Origin of the sequence: Kitasatospora sp. NPDC059327 (genome assembly GCF_042752535.1) — a bacterium.
Classification (GTDB): domain Bacteria; phylum Actinomycetota; class Actinomycetes; order Streptomycetales; family Streptomycetaceae; genus Kitasatospora.
The window spans coordinates 1-1,600 of record NZ_JBHYYB010000229.1 but is presented as its reverse complement, the minus strand read 5'-3'; the positions used below and the strand labels follow the sequence as shown (position 1 = coordinate 1,600).

General features: G+C 56.9%; 1 rRNA gene (cut by a window edge). It reads right to left on the bottom strand.

What is annotated here, in order from left to right:
• Positions 1 to 1,549: ribosomal RNA gene (locus ACFXHB_RS44570) — 23S ribosomal RNA — on the bottom strand (it extends 1,488 nt beyond the left edge of the window).
• Positions 1,550 to 1,600: the final 51 nt, after the last annotated feature.

The window sequence follows — 1,600 nt, the reverse complement described above, 5'->3', positions numbered from 1 at the left end:
ACCTGGTTCGACGTTGGCGCTTCAAAGCGGGTACGGGAATATCAACCCGTTGTCCATCGACTACGCCTGTCGGCCTCGCCTTAGGTCCCGACTTACCCTGGGCAGATCAGCTTGACCCAGGAACCCTTGGTCAATCGGCGCAAGAGTTTCTCACTCTTGTATCGCTACTCATGCCTGCATTCTCACTCGTGTACCGTCCACGACTGGTTTCCACCGCCGCTTCACCCGGCACACGACGCTCCCCTACCCATCACAGCAGGCGTTGGCCCTATATGCTGCAATGACACGACTTCGGTGATGTGCTTGAGCCCCGCTACATTGTCGGCGCGGAATCACTTGACCAGTGAGCTATTACGCACTCTTTCAAGGGTGGCTGCTTCTAAGCCAACCTCCTGGTTGTCTCTGCGACTCCACATCCTTTCCCACTTAGCACACGCTTAGGGACCTTAGTCGGTGTTCTGGGCTGTTTCCCTCTCGACCATGGAGCTTATCCCCCACAGTCTCACTGCCACGCTCTCACTTACCGGCATTCGGAGTTTGGCTAAGGTCAGTAACCCGGTGAGGCCCATCGCCTATCCAGTGCTCTACCTCCGGCAAGAAACACGTGACGCTGCACCTAAATGCATTTCGGGGAGAACCAGCTATCACGGAGTTTGATTGGCCTTTCACCCCTAACCACAGGTCATCCCCCAGGTTTTCAACCCTGGTGGGTTCGGTCCTCCACGAAGTCTTACCTCCGCTTCAACCTGCCCATGGCTAGATCACTCCGCTTCGGGTCTTGGGCGTGCAACTCAAACGCCCTATTCGGACTCGCTTTCGCTACGGCTACCCCACACGGGTTAACCTCGCTACACACCGCAAACTCGCAGGCTCATTCTTCAAAAGGCACGCAGTCACGAGACACAGGCAAGCCCATGTCCGACGCTCCCACGGCTTGTAGGCACACGGTTTCAGGTACTATTTCACTCCGCTCCCGCGGTACTTTTCACCATTCCCTCACGGTACTATCCGCTATCGGTCACCAGGGAATATTTAGGCTTAGCGGGTGGTCCCGCCAGATTCACACGGGATTTCTCGGGCCCCGTGCTACTTGGGAATACTTCAAACGAGCCGTACAGATTTCGTCTACGGGGGTCTTACCCTCTACGCCGGACCTTTCGCATGTCCTTCGACTACCCATACGGTTTCTGACTCGTCGACCGGCCGGCAGACCGATCAAGAAGAATCCCACGACCCCACAATGGCAACCCCTGCCGGGTCTCACACCATCGCGGTTTAGCCTCATCCGGTTTCGCTCGCCACTACTCCCGGAATCACGGTTGTTTTCTCTTCCTGCGGGTACTGAGATGTTTCACTTCCCCGCGTTCCCTCCACATACCCTATGTGTTCAGGTATGGGTGACAGCCCATGACGACTGCCGGGTTTCCCCATTCGGAAACCCCCGGATCAAAGCCTGGTTGACGGCTCCCCGGGGACTATCGTGGCCTCCCACGTCCTTCATCGGTTCCTGGTGCCAAGGCATCCACCGTGCGCCCTTAAAAACTTGGCCACAGATGCTCGCGTCCACTGTGCAGTTCTCAAACAACGACCAGTCACCCAC